The 15976-nt window shown below is 70.8% G+C and carries 13 protein-coding genes and 1 pseudogene; 8 read left to right on the top strand and 6 right to left on the bottom strand.

Features of this window, described 5'->3' with window-relative positions; translation table 11 throughout:
* Positions 1–124 precede the first annotated feature (124 nt).
* Entirely contained in the window at positions 125–1042 is a 918-nt protein-coding gene (locus ACGFWI_RS20735) for an enoyl-CoA hydratase/isomerase family protein (protein ID WP_393907433.1), read from the bottom strand.
* 127 nt (positions 1043–1169) lie between these two features.
* A complete protein-coding gene (locus ACGFWI_RS20740) occupies positions 1170–3425 on the bottom strand; it encodes an acetate--CoA ligase family protein (protein WP_393907434.1) in 2256 nt (751 codons plus the stop codon).
* 225 nt (positions 3426–3650) lie between these two features.
* Between ACGFWI_RS20740 and ACGFWI_RS20745 the strand changes: the two are divergent.
* The 3 genes and pseudogenes from ACGFWI_RS20745 to ACGFWI_RS20755 all read left to right on the top strand — a co-directional run.
* A pseudogene (locus tag ACGFWI_RS20745) lies at positions 3651–3779 on the top strand (DoxX family protein); the annotation flags it as partial.
* 26 nt (positions 3780–3805) lie between these two features.
* Positions 3806–4306 carry a Zn-ribbon domain-containing OB-fold protein gene (locus ACGFWI_RS20750; RefSeq protein ID WP_393907435.1) on the top strand — a complete coding sequence of 167 codons (501 nt, stop codon included), beginning with the start codon at positions 3806–3808 and terminating at the stop codon, positions 4304–4306.
* A 196-nt stretch (positions 4307–4502) separates the two neighbouring features.
* On the top strand, positions 4503–4991 hold the full coding sequence (locus tag ACGFWI_RS20755; RefSeq protein WP_393907436.1) for a GNAT family N-acetyltransferase: 489 nt from the start codon (positions 4503–4505) through the stop codon (positions 4989–4991).
* A 241-nt stretch (positions 4992–5232) separates the two neighbouring features.
* Here the strand turns inward: ACGFWI_RS20755 and ACGFWI_RS20760 are convergent, their stop codons facing one another.
* Entirely contained in the window at positions 5233–5967 is a 735-nt protein-coding gene (locus tag ACGFWI_RS20760) for a pyridoxal 5'-phosphate synthase (RefSeq protein WP_393907437.1), read from the bottom strand.
* Between the two features lies 1 nt (position 5968).
* Positions 5969–7450: an FAD-dependent monooxygenase gene (locus ACGFWI_RS20765; protein WP_393907438.1), complete on the bottom strand. Its 1482-nt coding sequence runs from the start codon at positions 7448–7450 to the stop codon at positions 5969–5971.
* 467 nt (positions 7451–7917) lie between these two features.
* Here ACGFWI_RS20765 and ACGFWI_RS20770 point away from each other — a divergent pair, with 467 nt between their 5' ends.
* Together ACGFWI_RS20770 and ACGFWI_RS20775 are read left to right on the top strand one after the other, a co-directional pair.
* The gene (locus tag ACGFWI_RS20770; RefSeq protein WP_393907439.1) at positions 7918–8694 is read left to right on the top strand and encodes a VOC family protein; all 777 of its coding nucleotides are present in this window, start codon (positions 7918–7920) and stop codon (positions 8692–8694) included.
* Positions 8695–9033: 339 nt separating this feature from the next.
* The gene (locus tag ACGFWI_RS20775; RefSeq protein ID WP_393907440.1) at positions 9034–10218 is read left to right on the top strand and encodes a macrolide family glycosyltransferase; all 1185 of its coding nucleotides are present in this window, start codon (positions 9034–9036) and stop codon (positions 10216–10218) included.
* A 63-nt stretch (positions 10219–10281) separates the two neighbouring features.
* On the opposite strand, the gene ACGFWI_RS20780 is transcribed toward ACGFWI_RS20775, so the two are convergent.
* Entirely contained in the window at positions 10282–11466 is a 1185-nt protein-coding gene (locus ACGFWI_RS20780; RefSeq protein WP_393907441.1) for an acetyl-CoA acetyltransferase, read from the bottom strand.
* Between the two features lie 728 nt (positions 11467–12194).
* On the opposite strand from ACGFWI_RS20780, the gene ACGFWI_RS20785 reads away from it, so the two are divergent.
* The 3 genes from ACGFWI_RS20785 (at position 12195) to ACGFWI_RS20795 (ending at position 14788) form a co-directional block, all read left to right on the top strand.
* Positions 12195–12698 carry a hypothetical protein gene (locus tag ACGFWI_RS20785; RefSeq protein ID WP_393907442.1) on the top strand — a complete coding sequence of 168 codons (504 nt, stop codon included), beginning with the start codon at positions 12195–12197 and terminating at the stop codon, positions 12696–12698.
* Positions 12699–12914: 216 nt separating this feature from the next.
* Entirely contained in the window at positions 12915–14318 is a 1404-nt protein-coding gene (locus ACGFWI_RS20790; protein ID WP_393907443.1) for an acyl-CoA dehydrogenase family protein, read from the top strand.
* The gene (locus ACGFWI_RS20795; protein ID WP_393907444.1) at positions 14318–14788 is read left to right on the top strand and encodes a nitroreductase family deazaflavin-dependent oxidoreductase; all 471 of its coding nucleotides are present in this window, start codon (positions 14318–14320) and stop codon (positions 14786–14788) included. The genes ACGFWI_RS20790 and ACGFWI_RS20795 overlap by 1 nt, the downstream gene beginning before the upstream one ends.
* A gap of 223 nt (positions 14789–15011) precedes the next feature.
* Here the strand turns inward: ACGFWI_RS20795 and ACGFWI_RS20800 are convergent, their stop codons facing one another.
* Entirely contained in the window at positions 15012–15659 is a 648-nt protein-coding gene (locus tag ACGFWI_RS20800; RefSeq protein ID WP_393907445.1) for a TetR family transcriptional regulator, read from the bottom strand.
* Between the last annotated feature and the right edge of the window lie 317 nt (positions 15660–15976).

Here is a 15976-nt window from a genome sequence, read left to right on the forward strand (position 1 = left end):
CCCGCGGAAGGGCGGCGCCTGCGAGGCGTAGGGCGCCGGATGTTCGTCTTGCCCGTACGCCGGGCGCGGGCTCTTCGTCTGCCCTTCGCCTCCCCTTCGTCTCCCGTGCGTCCGGCGCGGCGGGTCACCGCCCCCGGTAGACCGGGTTGCGTCGCTCCACGAAGGAGGCGACCCCCTCCTGTGCGTCCGCCGTCGTCATATTGATCTCCTGGGCGGTGGCCTCGGCCGCGAAGGCCGCGGCACGGTCGGCGTCGAGCGAGGCATTGACCAGCTGTTTGGTCAGGGCCAGCGCCCGGGTCGGGCCCGCCGCCAGCCGCTCTGCCCACTCCCGGGCCGTCTTTGCCAGCTCGCAGTCCAGGACGACTCGGTTGACCAGTCCCATCCGTGCCGCCTCGGCGGCCGGTACCGCGTCGCCGAAGAACATCAGCTCCTTGGCGCGCTGCGGGCCGACCAGCCGTGGCAGGAGGTAGGCGCCGCCGCCGTCCGGGACCAGACCGCGGCGTACGAACACCTCGATGAAACGGGCCGATTCGGCGGCCAGCACCAGATCGCAGGCGAGCGCGAGATGGGCGCCGAGCCCGGCCGCGGTGCCGTTGACGGCGGCGATGACCGGCTTCTCGCAGTCCAGCACCGCCGCGATGAGCCGCTGGGCGCCGTCGCGGATCATCCGGGCGACATCACCGGCGACCCGTTCGCCCGACGACGGCGAGCCGCGGAGATCGGCGCCCGCACAGAAGCCCCTGCCGGTCGCGGTGATGACCACGGCCCGTACGTCCGGGTCGGCCGAGGCGTCGGCGAGCCGGCCGATGAGGCGTTCGCGCTGCTCCCAGGTGACGGCGTTCATCGCCTCCGGCCGGTTGAGGGTGATCCACGAGACGCCGTTGTCAGTGGCGTGCAGTACCAATGAATCGACGGGGTCCGCGCGGTCGGGGGGATCGACACTGGTGGTGCCGTCGGCGGGCCGGCCGGGTCCGTCGGGCCTGTCGGGCCCGGCGGCGCCGTCGGCAGGGGGAACGGAACCGGGGGACGGTGAGGGCGTCATGGGGGAGCGGCTCCCAAGGGTGCGGTCAGGGTGTGGACGGCGGGTCGCGGCGTGGCGGGCGGCGGCGTGGTGGCTGACGGCGTTCGTGCGGGTGCGGGCGTGGGTGTGCCTGCGGCTACGGGGCCGGTCAAGGGCAGATGGCCAGCGCGTCCAGGGCGACGGCGCCCTCCCCGCGTGGCAGCACCACCAGCGGATTGATGTCCAACTCGGCCAGTTCGCCGTCGAGTTCGAGCGCCATCCGCTGCACCCTGAGCACGACCTCGACCAGCGCATCGATATCCGCGGGCGGTGCGCCGCGTGCACCGTCCAGGAGGGCGCGGCCGCGGAGCTCGTCGAGCATCGCGCGCGCCTGGTCCTCACCGAAGGGCGGGATGCCCACCGCGACGTCCTGCAGGACCTCGACGAGCACCCCGCCGAGGCCGACGGTCACGGTCGGCCCGAAGAGGCTGTCGTGGGTGATGCCGACGACCATCTCGACGCCCCGCTGGATCATCTGGCAGACCAGTACACCGTCCAGCGGGACGTCCTCGTAACGGGCGATGTCGGTGAGCTCGCGATAGGCGTCCCTGACCTGGCTGGCCGAGGTCAGTTGGACCTTGACCAGGCCGAGTTCGGTCTTGTGCGCCAGCTGCGGCCCGGAGGCCTTCATGACCACGGGGTAGCCGACCAGACTCGCCGCCCGTACGGCCGCCGCCGCGCTGGTCACCAGCTGTTCGCGCGGGACCCGGATGCCGTACGCGCGCAGCAGCTGCTTGGCCCCGTGCTCACTGAGCGGCTGGCCCGGACGCATCAGGGCCTGCGCCTTGCGCGCGGACGGGGACGGGATGCGCGGGGCGTCCTCGAAGGGGGAGCGGTAGCCGGCAGCGAAGCGGTGGTGGTCGAGGTAGGCGCGTACGGCGGTGATGCAGTTGGCGAAGGTGCGGAAGGTCGCCACCCGCGAGGAGCCGAGGAGGGTGCTGCGATAGGCGTCCTCGGTACCGACCGGCGAGCCCCACACCACACACACCAGCTTGTCCGTCTGCTCCGCCGCATCCACCAGATCCTGCGCGAGCTTGTCGCTCATGGGCGGGAAGGGCCCGGTGATCGGGCAGATCAGTACGCCGATGGACGGGTCGGCCAGGATCGCGTCGATGATCTTGCGGCCGCGCCAGTCGCCGACCGGGTGCCCGCCGTTGTCGATCGGATTGGCGACGTTGAGGTAGTCCGGTATCCACTGGTGCAGTTCGGCCTGCTTGACCTCACCGAGGGTGGGCAGCCGCAGCCCCGCCGCCGTCGCCAGGTCGGAGAAGTGGGCGCCGGTGCCACCGGAGATCGAATAGACGGCTATGCCCTCCGCGGTGGGCTTGCCGGCGCGGGCCAGCAGGGCCGCGGTGTCCTGCAGCTCGTCGAGCCCGTCCACCCGGATCACCCCGAACTGCCGCATCGCCGCGTCCACGACGCCATCGGCGCCGGTGAGCTTGCCGGTGTGCGAGGCGGCCGTCCGGGCACCGGTCTCGGTGCGTCCGACCTTGACGGCGACGACGGGCACCTTGTTGCGGGCGGCGCGGTCGGCGGCCAGCAGAAAGCTGCGGCCGTCCTTGAGGCCTTCCACATACGCGGCGATGGCGCCGACCTCGGGGCGGGTGGCGAAGTAGGAGAGAAAGTCAGCGGTCTCCAGATCGGCCTCGTTGCCGGTGGGTGCCCAGTGCGAGAGGCGGATGCCCAGTTCCTGAAGGCTGAAGACGGGGCGGCCCTGGTGGCCTGACTGCGTGATCAGGGCGATGGCCGGGCCGTCCAGGTCCTCGCGGAACTTCTCGAAGGCGTTGAGGTTGGTGTTCGGGCCGAGCAGTCGCAGACCGGAGCGCTCGACGGCCTCGGCCAGCCGGGCCTGGGCGGCCGCGCCGCGCTCGCCGGTCTCGGCGAAACCGGAAGCGAAGGCCACGGCGAACTTCACTTTCGCCTCGGCGAGTTGCTCGATGACCGGCAGGGGATCGCCGACGAGGAGTACGGCGAGATCGACGGTCTCCGGCAGATCGGCGACGGTGGCGTGACAAGGCCGCCCGAAGACCTGGGTGCGTCCCGGGTTCACGGGGTGGAGCCGGGCGCCGACGCGCTCCGCCCAGGCGATCAGCTGGCGGGTGATGCCCGTGTTGGGGCGGCCCTCGCTGTCCGAGGCGCCGACCACGGCCACGGACTCGGGCCGGAAGAACCGGTCCAGGTCGGGCACCGGAGCGTGCAGCGGGCGCCCGCTGACATCGCGGTCGACCGCCCCGGCGCCCTGTCCGCCGTCGCCGGGGTGCGGTTCACTGATGCCGTGGACGGAGTGTGGTGGTTGCTCCCCACAGGCCATGACGCGGGCCGGCCGGGAGTGAGTGGTGAGGGTGCCGTGAGTCGATCCAAGCATCGCAGACGCCCGCTCCTGTGTGAGGCCTCTCGTTCTCCTTAACTGACGCATAGTCAGGTTACTGAACTGACGGCGCGTCAGGAATGGGGCTGCACGGTAAAAGCTTGCGGGGTTCGGTCCGGGGGCGGCCTCGGCTTCCCGGGGTGGGCGTGGATTGCGCAGGGCCCCTTGCGTAATGCGTTCCGTATCGGCTGAACTGACGTACCGTCAGGGAAGGGTGGAGGCGTGTGGTGCGTCCATGACCGGGCGGAGCAGGGGCAGAACGCCATGATGGCGCTGATCTCGCTGGTCGCCCCGTTCGCGAGGAGCCGGCAGACGTGGTCGGTCGATGAAGCGGTGGGGGTGTTCGCGTAATGGCCGGGACTGCTGGGACGAGAGGGATGCAAGGTGGTGTGCCGCGTGCGGAGCGGAGTGCGGCGCGGAGTGCGGCGCGTTTCGATCTGCCGGAGGTGGATGCCTTCACCCGGCCGTACTGGGATGCGGCGGCCGAGGGGCGGCTGCTGCTGCGTCGCTGCCGGGCGGAGGGGTGTGGTGCGGCGCATCACTACCCGCGTGAGTTCTGCCCGTACTGCTGGAGTGAGGATGTCGGCTGGGCACAGGCCACCGGCCGCGCCACCCTCTACACCTGGTCCGTCGTGCACCGTAACGACCTTCCGCCGTTCGGCGACCGGGTCCCGTACATCGCGGCCGTGGTCGATCTCGTCGAAGGCCCCCGGATGATGACCGAGATCACCGACTGCCCGGAGCCGGAACTACGGATCGGGATGCCGCTCGCGGTGCACTTCCGTCGTGAGGGAGAGGGCGAGTGCGAGGGCCAGGGCGCAGGCGACGGGGAGGGCGCGGGCGGCAGGGTCGCCGTCCCTGTCTTCCGGCCCGCGTGACGTCAGGGTGTGCCTGAGGGCCTGCGTCCCCACGTGCGTCCATGCGCCCATGCGCCCATGCGCCCATGCGCCCATGCGCCCATGCGCCCATGCGTCCATGCGTCCATGTGCTCACCTTCCCGCCACCCTGTGCCCCTGGACAGGGACGCGGCGTAATGCGGTGGCGGGCGCGCCGCGTCCGCGGGATGCTGTGGCCGTGCTGATTCGTGACGCGACCGCGGGCGACTGGCCCGCCATCTGGCCCTTCTTCCACGCCATCGTGGCGGCCGGGGAGACCTATGCCTATCCACGGGACCTCGATGAGGCGACGGCCCGCGAGATGTGGATGCTGACGGCGCCCGGCCGCACGGTCGTCGCCGTCGACGAGTCCGGCACGGTGCTCGGTACGGCCAAGATGAACCCCAACCACATGGGCGGCGCCGCGCATATCGCCAGTGCGAGCTTCATGGTCGATCCGCAGCGCGGCGGACGCGGCGTCGGCCGGGCGCTGGGCGAACACGTACTGGCCTGGGCCCGCGCCGAGGGCTATCGCGCGATGCAGTTCAACGCTGTCGTGGAGACCAACACTGGTGCCGTCGCCCTCTGGGAGTCCCTGGGCTTCCGGATCATGACGACGCTCCCCGAGGGTTTCCGGCACCCCACCAAGGGCTATGTGGGGCTGCACATCATGTATCAGCAACTGTGAGGGCGAGCGGACCGGCGGAGGTAAGAGGGCCGCGGTGAGGACCGGGCCGGCCGAGACCTCTGGACCGGCTGCGACGCCGGGACCGGCTGTGACGCTCGGCCCGGCTGTGACGCTTGGACCGGCCGAGATGCCCGTTCTCTTCGACGACGCCCGGCCCGGCCGAGATGCTTGTTCTCTTCGACGACGTCCGGGCCGACCGAGACGCCCGTTCCTCCGACGACTTCCGGACCCGCTCCCCGGCTCACGGCCAGAGCAGTTCCTTCACCCAGCTCCCGCCCTCGTAGCGGTAGTTGAGGCGCACATGACGGCGCCGTGCATCGCCCTGGAAGAACTCGACCTCCTCGGCGCGCAGCACATACAGCGTCCAGCTCGGCACCGGCGCCTCCGGCTCGCGCCGGGCGTGCTCCCATGCGGCGTCCGAGGCGCGCGCCAGCTCCGCCGTCGAGCCGAGCACCTCGCTCTGCCGGCCGACCAGCGCCGCGGCCAGCGCGCCCGTGGAGCGGCGGTGCAGATCGGCGGCGCTCTCCTCGGGGCCCGCCGCGGTCACCGATCCCCGGACCCGCACCTGGCGGCCGACCGCGGCCCAGTAGAAACCGAGCGCCGCCCGCGGCCGCTCGGCCAGTTCGCGGCCCTTACGGCTGCCGCGATGCGAGGCGAAGTGCCAGCCCTGCTCATCGGCGTCGTGCAGCATCAGGGTCCGCACGGAGGGGTCACCGGCCGCGTCCGCGGTGCCGAGCGTCATGGTGTGCGGCTCGGGCACACCGGCCTCGGCGGCCTCCCGCAACCACTGCCGGAACAGTGGCAGCGGATCGTCCGGAGCCGTTGCCGGGTCGAACGACGGCAGCTCGACGTCCCAGACCCGCAGCCCGCGCAGCAGCTCATGGAACGCGCGGGCGTCCGCAGCTCCGGAGTGGTCCGCGGTGGCGTCGGCGGGGACGGCATCCGGCGTGTTCCGGTGCCCGGGATGATCAGTCATGTCAGGCAGCGTACGTGGGGCGTGCGGCGGCCGGAGCGGGACCGGCGGCCCCGTTCGATACCGGATGGTCCTTGAGCGTGATCGCGTTGGCCCCACGCTGTACGTCCTCGGCGATCTTCTTCGCGACCAGGTTCTTCCACGGCATGTGGGGCAGGATCCGCATCATCAGATGCCGGAACCGGATCTGCCGCCGGGTGCCCACCGTCATCTCCTGGGCGAACTCCGTCGCCAGCGCATGATTGCCCGCGACATAGCCGCGCATCTCCTCCTCGTAGCGCCCGAAGGCCGTCTCCGGATCGCGGTCGGCCGCCGCGAGTTCCCCGGCCAGGACATACGCGCCGACCAGCGCCATCCCCGTGCCCTGACCCGACGCCGGTGACGCGCAGTGCGCGGCATCGCCGAGCAGCACCACCCGGCCGCGCGACCAGCGGTCCATCTCGATCAGCTGCAGCCCGTCGAAGTAGAAGTCGCTCGCCTCGCGAGCCGCTTCGAGCAGCCGTGGGACCTCCCGCCAGCCTCCGGCCGGGGGGACGCCCAGCCCCTCGAACGCGGCTTCCAGCAACGCCCGTTGCTGATCCGGGTCCCGGTGGTCGTAGCTCAGCCGCGGTGAGCGGAAGATGAGCAGGCCCTTGGCCGCGGGGTCCCCGGCAGAGCTGTAGGCACAGATCAGCCTGCCGGGTTGGGCGTGGTACAACTCCTCGTGGTCCAGGCCGAGTTCATTCGGCATGGAGAAAGCGGAGGCATACGCCCCGAGGTGCCGTAGGAACTGCTCCTCCGGGCCGAAGACCAGCCGCCGGACGGTGGAGTGCAGACCGTCCGCGCCGACGACGAGGTCGAAGCGACGGGGAGCGGCACGCTCGAACGTGACCTCGACGCCCGTGGCGTCTGTGGTGCCCGTGACGCCCGTGACGCCCATGACGCCCATGACGCCTACGACGTCTGCAACGTCCGCGACTCCTGCGACGCCGTCGGCATCGTGGTGACCGTCCGGTCGCCCGGTGACAGGGGTGACCGAGGTGCCGGGGGCGGCAGGAGCGGCAGTGGTGGCCGGGGTGTCAGGAGTGGTGATCGAGGTGATCGAGTCGCCGAAGAGGTACTCGACATCCGTCCGGGTGCGCTCGTAGAGGATGCGCGCCAGATCGCCGCGCATGATCTCGTCGTCGCGGCCGACCCGGGCGCCGAAGATATCGGCGGGGAGGGTGGCGATCCGCTTGCCGTCGTCGTTCACGTACGCGCCGGTCCGCATGTCCGTACTGGCGCGCTGGATCTCCTCCAGGATCCCCATCCGTTCGACGACCTCGATCGCGGCGCCCCGGATATCGACCTTGTAGCCGCCGGTCCGCAGCTCGGGGGCGCGCTCGACGACGGTCACCGCGAAGCCGTAGCGGTGCAGCCAGTACGCGAGCGCCGGGCCGGCGATGCTCGCGCCGGAAATCAGCACGGTCTGGGGCGTAGTGCAGGGCGACGGGTCGGTGCCGGGCATGACGGGGTTCCCTTCGGGGTCGTGGGGCTCCTGAACGGACTGCGCCGGGTGATCCCGGCGCTCGGTCGTGACGCACTCGCCGACCGGTGGGACGGACTATACGAGCGTCTTAAACACTTGTCTATGACATTTGTACATGACGTCTGTTCGTGACGATTACTCAATGGCAGTCGTTCACCGGCAGTCGTTCATTGGCATTCGTTCACCGGCAGCCGTTCACCGGCCAGTTGTCATAGGCGGTTGTTCATGACGCCGTGCGAGCCGGTCGGTGATGGCCGGATTGCCTGCCGCGCCGCCCGAAGTCTCATCGCTCATGACCTTGCTGATGGCCCTGCTCAAGGCCCTACTCAAGGCCCTACTCAAGGCCCTGCTCAAGGCGTTGTCCGCCGCGGCGGCAAGTAGGACACCTCCTGACCTCGATCGTCACTAGCGTCGGCCTTGGCAGTGTCACTGCGAAGGAGCAGAAGTTGAGCAAGATCAGCACCAACCAGCCGCTCGGAACGCCGGCCTGGATCGACCTGGGGGTCCCCGACCTCGACCGTGCGAAGGCGTTCTACCGCGCGCTGTTCGGCTGGGAGTACGAGGAGCGGTCGGCGGCGACCGGCCCGTTCACGCTGTGCCTGCTGCGCGGTCAGCGGGTGGCGGCGCTGCGGCCCGCCTCCGCCGCCGACATCGAGGGCGAGTCCTGGTGGCACGTCTACTTCGCCACGGACGACTGTGACGGTACGGCCAAGCAGATCGCCGTCGGTGGCGGGAGGGTGCTCGCACCGCCTGCGGACGCGGCGGACCTGGGGCGTACGGCCGTCGTGGCGGACCCCACCGGAGCTCGCTTCAGCCTCTGGCAGGGACGTACGCTGCCGGGCGGTGAGCTGGTCAACGAGCCCTGCACGCTGGTCCGCAACGACCTCGCCTGCCCGGACCCCGGCCCTGCCCGCCGCTTCTACGCCACCGTCTTCGACTTCACTCTCGACGGCAACGACGACCTCCCCGACTTCGACTTCACCTTCCTGCGCCGCCCCGACGGCCATGAGATCGGCGGCATCTTCGGCGATCCGTCGGCCACGGCATCCCGTTGGCAGACGGTGTTCGAGGTCGCGGACACCGACGCACTGGTGGGCAGGGCCCTCGCCGCAGGGGGTACCGCAGGCACCCCGGAGGACGCCCCCTACGGCCGCATGGCCGCGATCACCGATCCGTTCGGGACGGCCTTCAGCGTCATCACCCGCCCGTCGAGCGCCAGTTAGCCATCGCCCGCGGTCCGGTCCGGGCTCCAGGCCCGGCCCGGCCCGGCTCGGACCAGCCATGCCGCGCCCCCGACCCGCCGGGCCCCCACCCCGTCACGCCACCACGGCGCCGCCGCGGAAAAAATCCATTCGCCCCGCCGCAGGGCCCCGCCTACGCTTCCCCCATGAACTTCCTGCAGATCTACGGCTGACACGGCCGAGGGCGTTCCACCGCCCCGCCCGCACCCAGGTGCGCCCGCGGCGCGCCGGCTTCGTTGCCGGTGTCGCGCGATGCCGCCTGGACCGTCGGGCTTCCGTGTCCCCGTTCCGTAGCTCTGTACCGAAGGAAGTCCTGCTCCTATGCGTCGCTCTGTTTCTGCGCCCGCCCATATCGCCATGGTCGGCGCGCCCATGGTTAGCCATGTGCTGCCCAGCCTGGAGATCATCCGTGAGCTGGTGGCCCGCGGCCATCGCGTGACGTACGCCAACACCGACCATGCGGCCGAGCTGATCGCCCCCACCGGCGCCGAGTTCGTCCGCTACACCTCCACCCTGCCGGTCGACGGCAACTGGCCGCAGGACCCCGTCGCCGCCTCCTCGCTCTTCCTTGACGACGCGATCGCGGTCCTGCCGCAGCTGCGTGCCGCGTACGACGAGGACCCCGCCGACCTCTACCTCTACGACATCGCCGCCTACGCGGCCCGTGCGCTGGCCGAGTCGCAGGGCCGCGACCTCGTTCAACTGTCACCGACCTATGTGGGCTGGGAGGGGGCCCAGGAGGAGTTCGGCGCGCTGTTCGCCGGGCTGCCGGGGGCGGATGCCTACCGCGCGCGGTTCGCGGCCTGGCTGGCACGGTGCGGTGCGGTCACCACGGATGTCGACGAATTCTCCGGCCGGCCGCGCCGGGCGCTGGCCATGATCCCGCGCGCCATGCAGCCGTGTGCGGACCGGGTGGACGACGCCGCGGTGACCTTCGTCGGGCCGTGCTTCGGCAGCCGTGCGGAACAGGGCGGCTGGACGCGGCCGGCCGGCGCCGACAAGGTGCTGCTGGTGTCGCTCGGCTCTGCGTACACGCGACAGCCCGAGTTCTACCGGCAGTGCGTGGCGGCGTTCGGAGAGCTGCCGGGATGGCATGTGGTGCTGCAGATCGGCAAGTACACCGACCCGGCGGAGCTGGGGGAAGAGATCCCCGCGAACATCGAAGTGCGGTCGTGCGTACCGCAGTTGGCGGTACTGGAGCAGGCGGATGCGTTTGTGACGCATGCGGGGATGGGCGGCAGCAGTGAGGGGCTGTACGTCGGTGTGCCGATGATCGCCGTCCCGCAGGGCGCCGAGCAGTTCCACAACGCCGACCGACTGGTGGAGCTGGGCGTCGCCCGGCGCCTCGACACCGCCGACGCCACGGCGGTGGCCTTGCGCAGTGCTCTGACGGAACTCACCACCGATCCCCAGGTCGCCGCACGTTCCGCCGAGCTACGGGCGGAGTCCCGCGCGGAGGGGGGCGCCCGCCGCGCCGCCGACCTGATCGAGAAGCGGCTGGGCTGACGCCCCGGGGCCGGGCGGACGGGCCGGGCGGATGGGGCGGGGCGGGGCTCGGGCGCAGCCCCGTCACCCCCGTCCCAACACCACCGTCCCCGATGAACAGAACCAGCCACCCGTGCCCGAGGCGACCGCGAGCTGCGGCAGCGCGCCGTCGCGTTGACGAACCTGGCGGTCCGGGCCGGCCTCGCCGCGGAGTTGGCGTACCGCCTCGACCAGCAGGAACAGGCCGCGCATACCGGGATGGCAGGCGGCCAGCCCACCCCCGTCGGTGTTGACCGGCAGCTCCCCGTCCCGCAGCAGCCGCCCCTTCTCGACGAACGCACCGCCCTCCCCCTTGGCGCAGAAGCCCAGGTCCTCCAGGGTCACCAGGGTCATATAGGTGAAGGCGTCATAGAGTTCCGCGAGGTCGATCTCGGAGGGGCGGACACCGGCGCGTTCGAAGGCCAGCCGGCCGGAGACCGCGGCGGGCGAGACGGTGAAGTCGTCCCACTCCGACATGGTGGTGTGCGAGACCGCGGTGCCGGAACCGAGCACCCATACCGGGGGTTTGGCGAGGTCCTCGACGTAGTCCTCGGCGACGAGCAGGACCGCGCAGCCGCCGTCGGAGCGGATGCAGCAGTGCAGTTTGGTGAACGGGTCGGCGATCACGGGGCCGGAGAGAACCTCGTCGACGGTGATCGGGTCGCGGTACATGGCGTCGGGGTTGGCCGCCGCATTGGCGCGCGCCTGGACGGCTATCTGGGCCAACTGCTCCAGGGTGGTGCCGTATTGGTACATATGGCGGCGGGCGGCCATGGCGTACTTGGCGACCAGGGTGTGCCCGTAGGGGACCTCGAACTGGAGTGGGCCGCGGGCCCCGAAGGAGAGGTTCGCGGTGCGGCGCCCGGCCTTGAGGTCGGCGCGGGCGGTGGAACCGTAGACGAGAAGTACGGCGTTGGCGTGGCCGGCGGCGATCGCGTCGGCGGCGTGCGCGGCCAGTACTTCCCAGGTGGAGCCGCCGACCGAAGTCGAGTCGACCCAGGTGGGGTGCAGTCCCAGATATTCGGCGACTTCGACGGGCGCGAGGGTGCCCAGGCCCGCCGAGGCGAAGCCGTCGATCACCGAACGGTCCAGACCGCTGTCGGCGAGTGCCCGGCGGGCGGCTTGGGCGTGCAGGGCGTACGGGGTGGCCTCGTCCACGCGCCCGCAATCGGACAGGGCCACTCCGGCGACGGCGACCTTGCGCTTCCCGTAACGGGTCCCTGAAGTCATGGATCTGACGGTACATCAGATCCTGGAGGGCGGGCAGAGTGCGGATCGCCGCCCGGCGTCCGCCCGGCGCCCACCCGGCCTCCGCGTCCTGCTCGGCCTTCGTGGCCTGCGTCCGGCCTCCCCGCCTTGTGCCCGGCCGACGCGACCGACAGGTCGGCCACGACCCGGCATTGGGCCGCCCAAGGAAGGCGACATAAAGCGATTATCGGAGAATCGGAGATAATGGCGCGGTCTTTAAATGCTTTCCCGCGGCGGGTATTCTCCATTCGCTGTGTGTATTTCACCGGTCCGGACTTCGACCGGTTGACTGCTCGCTGTTGCCCATGCGGTGGAGCAGGCATTTCCGTGTGCGGGACGAGAGGTTCCCGCCTGTCTCAGGGAGTGTCATGTTCGCCTTCGCATTGCGATGGCCGGTGCCTGCCCAGGCGCGCGGCTCCGGAATGACTGACGGATTCTTGGCGGGGGACGTCATTCCCGGCATCGCATTCTTCTCTTCCCCGACGGGGCGCTCGCGCATGTGACCAGCAGAAATGCGGGAACGGGTGCCGGAATGACGGCGCCGGAATGCCGAGCTCCCGGCCGACTTGGCCCTGGTTTGCCCGTCAGGCGGAAGTCGCAGGGCCATGGCGTCATGCCGTCACGCCGTCCGCCCGATATCGCCCCGGAAATTATTGCATCTCATGGCAAATGGTCAGTGAAATTCCCTTCCAGCCTCACAGGAGAAAACCGTGCGTCACTTCAAGCATGTCGCTCTGAGTGCGGTCACCGGATTGGCCGCTCTCCTTTTCTGCGCGCCCTCGGCATCGGCTTTCACCGGTACGGGCGGCGGGCCCAATCCGCCGAGAGAGGAAGTCTTCCAGCTGGTCGCGAAGCAGACTCAGGGCGGTCTCGTCGATGTGGACGGATCGGGCGGGCCAAGCCTGGGGGACGAATTCGTCTTCAGCGGGAATCTGTTCCGCGGCAGTATCGCGGTCGGCACCTTCAGCGAGATCTGCACGCTGACCCGCTTCGAGCCCACGGATGAGTTCGACCTGCAGTGCGCATCCGATCTGTCCCTCTCCCAGGGGCAGCTCACCGTGCAAGGCCGGTTCACCGTCACCACGGCCGGCCCCGGCAACATCGACATGGCGATCACCGGAGGCACGGGCCGCTACCGCACCGCCCACGGCTACCTCCACGCCGTCAACATCACTCAAACGGAAACGCAGCTCACGGTCCATCTCATCCTCTGACCCACCCGCACGCTGCCCTCGGCCCCGACCGTATCGACGAGGCCGAGGGCGACGTCATGGGGCGGCGCCGGGGGCGCGCGCCCCATCCTCCCGACGACTTGCGGACACGGCCTAGGAAAGTGCACCCCCCGTCCCTACTATGACGGCCCGTCAGATCGGAAGCGGGGGCCCGTCGGACCGGACGGGCGTTGTCGCACGGCCGGGAGGAGCCCGCCGATGGATGCCGCGTTCACCGAGGAGCAGCACGAAATCCGCCGCACGCTGCGCGAACTGCTGCTCAAGCGCTGCGGTCCGGACGAGGTCAAGGCGGCGGTGCGCACCCCGCCCGGGTACGACGAGCAGCTGTGGCGACAGCTCGCCGCTCAGCTCGGCCTGCCCGGCCTGGCGCTGCCCGCCGCATACGGAGGGGTGGGCTGCGGGCCCACCGAACTCGCCCTGGCCTGCGAGGAGACCGGCCGCGCCGTGCTTCCCTCGCCGCTGATCGCCACCGCCGCGCTGGCCGCGCCGCTGATCCTCGCGCTGGGCAGTGAACGCCAGCGCAGCGAACTGCTGCCGGCCCTCGCCACCGGAGAGCTGACCGGAACGCTCGCCGTACCGGGCGGGCAGCTCGCCACCGCACTGGCGCTGACCGGGCCGAACGACGGCGACTGGGCGGGCGGCGGCCGGGCCGGTGGCATCCAGGCGCGGGTGCAGGACGGAACGTGGCGGCTGTACGGGGAGGCCGGTCAGGTGCTGAACGGGCACACCGCGGAGGTGCTGGTGGTTGCCGCACACGCCGGTGGGTTCGCGCACAGCCGTACCCTGCTCTTTCTCGTGCGGGCGACGGCACCCCACCCGGCACCCCACCCGGCGGACCGGCCGGCGGACCGGCCGGCGGACCGGCCGGACGCCCGGCGCGCTGAAGAGCCCGTCGTTCCCGGTCTGTTGCGGACCCGGCAGACCGCGCTGGACGAGACCCGCCCGCAGGCGCGCCTCGAACTGCGCGAGGTGCCGGCCGAGTTGCTGGGGGAGGGGGACGGCGACGAGGCTGCGGTGGCCGGGGCGCTCGCCGCGACCGGGGTGACGGCCGCCGCGGCGCTGGCCGCCGAGGCGGTCGGGGCGGCCGATACGGCGCTGGCCCGCACCGTGGCCTACGTCCAAGAGCGCGAGCAGTTCGGCCGGCCCATCGGCTCTTTCCAAGCGGTGCAGCACCGGCTCGCCGATCTGTATGTGACGCTGCAGGCGGCGCGCTCGGCGGCGTACTACGCGGCGTGGTCGGCGGGCGGCGGACGGTCCGGGGGCCGGGGCGCCGAGCCCGGTGTGGGGGCGCTCGCGCTGGCGCAGGCACTGGAGACGCTGCGTGCGGTGGCGGCCGAGGCCGTGCAGCTGCACGGCGGCATCGGCTTCACCTGGGAGCACGACGCGCATCTGTACTTCAAGCGTGCGGCCTGCGATGAACTGCTGCTGGGTCCCGTGCACCGGCTCCGGGCACGGGCCGCGGAGGAGGCGGGGCTGTTCACGGGTGGGGCGGGGGAGGCCAGCGGTGGCAGGGAGACCGGCGGGAGCAGGGTGACACCCGCAAGCCGGGACGCGGCCGGTGTGCCGGGGGGAGCCCGTACGCCAGAGGAGGTGGAGGCCTGATGCCGCCGGGTGAGCGGTTGCTCCAGAAGGTCTCCGCGACCCGTACGTTCGCCCGGATCGCGCCGCACTTCATCCCCGCGCTGGACCGTACGGTGCATCGGCTGACCCGCGGAAAGGTGCTGCTCAGCGCGCGGATGCTGCCCGGTGTGGTCCTGACCGCGACCGGGGCCAGGAGCGGGCAGCCGCGGCGTACTCCGCTGGCGTGCCTGCCGGAGGAAGGCGGCGGCTGGCTGCTGATCGGCAGCAATTTCGGACGGCCGGGGCATCCGGCCTGGACCGGCAATCTGCTCAGGAATCCGGACGCCGAGGTGAGTTGGCGCGGCCGGGACATCCCGGTGCGGGCCCGGCTGCTCACCGGTGAGGAGCGGGCGCAGGCATGGCGGGCGGCGCTGACCTTCTGGCCGCCGTACGCCACGTACCAGGCGCGGGTGGCGCGGGAGATCCGGCTGTTCCGGCTGGAGCGGCGGTGACCCGGCCGGTGCGTAACGGGGCTTCGCCCTTGTCCGCCCGGTCCGCCATGCACACAGCGGGCGCTGCGGCGGACCCCTGAGGGCCGCGCGACGCCCGCTGTGTGTGCGGTACAGCTATGGCAGGACGGATATCAGGACGGATGGCGAACTGCCCGGGGAACACCGGGACTTCGAGGCGCGACTGCTTCTCCGGCGCTTCCTCGGATGTTTCGCGGTTATCTCGTTATTTGGTCGGCTTCTTGCCGGTCACGCCGAGGTGCACCAGCAACGCCAGCGTCGGCTTGAGCTCGGACTGCTTGACGCCCCAGCTCTGGAAGCCCTTCTGGTGCCCGGCGACCGCCGCCAGCATCGCGACGAGCGAGCCGGCCATCGCGGGCGCACTCACGTCCTTGTCGACCTTGCCCTTGCTCTGCAGTTCCTTGACCGAATCCGTAAGGGAGTTGGTGACGGCATTAAGGATCTTCATGCGGATCTTGTAGAACCGCTTGTCGCCCTCGGCTGCGCCCAGGTCGATGACGCGCAGAATCGCGTCATGCTTCCGCCAGAAGGAGAGGAAGCCTTCGACCAGATCCTCCGCCGCCTGCCATGCGGACTTGCCCACCCAGGAGCGTCCGGCGACAAGATCGGTCAGAGTGGCGCCTTCTTTGGCCATCTCCTCGGCGATTTCGAGGACGGCGCCCTCGACGTCTGGGAAGTACTGATAGAACGTTGCGGGTGAAGTCCCCGCTTTTCGGGCTACATCGATGACCTTGACGTCCCGGTAGGGGGACGAACTGAGCATTTCACTGAGGCAGTCGAGAAGCTTTTGCCGCGTCGCCTGTCCGCGGCGGCCGGCAACTCTGCCGTCGACGGTTCGAACTTGTCCTGTCATGCCGTCAGCTTACCGAGGGGTGATCGGAGCGCGATTTGGCTGCCTGCAAATGGGGATGGGGGAGTTCGGGGTGCGTGGCCGCCGTGAGCGTGCTGGTGGCGGGCCCGCCGGTGGCCGCGGATCGCGCCGCGCCGCTTGGTCCGAACCGGTGAAGAGTGTTATCAACAGGCTGTGGACAACTTTGGTGGATAAGCGGTCACCCTCCGTGCGGCAAGTGCACGGCGATGGCCTTCAGTTGAACATCGGCCCCGCCGCTTCCGCGCCCCGCAAGCCTCGCGGGAATCGACCGTGTGTACGATTTTTCACCGGGCGAACCG

This window comes from Streptomyces sp. NPDC048434 (assembly GCF_043200375.1).
Taxonomy (GTDB): Bacteria; Actinomycetota; Actinomycetes; order Streptomycetales; family Streptomycetaceae; genus Streptomyces.

What these genes read in the sequence shown, in the direction of transcription:
- ACGFWI_RS20795 (WP_393907444.1), top strand. Translation starts at nt 14,318, where the DNA reads ATGCCGCCGGGTGAGCGGTTGCTCCAGAAGGTCTCCGCGACCCGTACG.
- ACGFWI_RS20780 (WP_393907441.1), bottom strand. Translation starts at nt 11,466, where the DNA reads ATGACTTCAGGGACCCGTTACGGGAAGCGCAAGGTCGCCGTCGCCGGA.
- ACGFWI_RS20750 (WP_393907435.1), top strand. Translation starts at nt 3,806, where the DNA reads ATGCAAGGTGGTGTGCCGCGTGCGGAGCGGAGTGCGGCGCGGAGTGCG.
- ACGFWI_RS20760 (WP_393907437.1), bottom strand. Translation starts at nt 5,967, where the DNA reads ATGACTGATCATCCCGGGCACCGGAACACGCCGGATGCCGTCCCCGCC.
- ACGFWI_RS20790 (WP_393907443.1), top strand. Translation starts at nt 12,915, where the DNA reads ATGGATGCCGCGTTCACCGAGGAGCAGCACGAAATCCGCCGCACGCTG.
- ACGFWI_RS20740 (WP_393907434.1), bottom strand. Translation starts at nt 3,425, where the DNA reads ATGCTTGGATCGACTCACGGCACCCTCACCACTCACTCCCGGCCGGCC.
- ACGFWI_RS20735 (WP_393907433.1), bottom strand. Translation starts at nt 1,042, where the DNA reads ATGACGCCCTCACCGTCCCCCGGTTCCGTTCCCCCTGCCGACGGCGCC.
- ACGFWI_RS20800 (WP_393907445.1), bottom strand. Translation starts at nt 15,659, where the DNA reads ATGACAGGACAAGTTCGAACCGTCGACGGCAGAGTTGCCGGCCGCCGC.
- ACGFWI_RS20775 (WP_393907440.1), top strand. Translation starts at nt 9,034, where the DNA reads ATGCGTCGCTCTGTTTCTGCGCCCGCCCATATCGCCATGGTCGGCGCG.
- ACGFWI_RS20765 (WP_393907438.1), bottom strand. Translation starts at nt 7,450, where the DNA reads ATGCCCGGCACCGACCCGTCGCCCTGCACTACGCCCCAGACCGTGCTG.